A 303-nucleotide genomic window follows, 5' to 3' on the forward strand; every position below is an offset into this window, starting at 1 on the left:
TATGCCTTGTTGACCGTGTGCATATTCACGCCAATCTGCTCTGAAAGCTTCCTGACCGAGGGAAGTGTGTCCCCATCCCGAACCGCAGAAAGCGCGATCCCCATAATGATCTGATTGCGGAGCTGCATATAAATAGCCTCGTCGCTGTTAAAATCAATCTCGATCATAATTTCTTTCATAAACACTTCACCCTTTTCTTTCGTTTGTTACATTCATAATATAACAGATGTCACGGTTTTGCAAGAAAAGATTTTTCCCCGCATCCTACTGCTCGTCAAAAAGTGGTGTGGAAAAATAACGCTC

The 303-nt window shown here is 43.2% G+C and carries 1 protein-coding gene; it reads right to left on the minus strand.

What is annotated here, in order from left to right; genetic code table 11:
- A partial coding sequence (locus tag HJY11_RS13480; RefSeq protein ID WP_208076453.1) for a GntR family transcriptional regulator occupies positions 1-170 on the minus strand: 170 nt, incomplete at its 3' end.
- Between the last annotated feature and the right edge of the window lie 133 nt (positions 171-303).

The sequence above is a fragment of the Bittarella massiliensis (ex Durand et al. 2017) genome (assembly GCF_017566145.1).
Taxonomy (GTDB): domain Bacteria; phylum Bacillota; class Clostridia; order Oscillospirales; family Ruminococcaceae; genus Bittarella; species Bittarella massiliensis_A.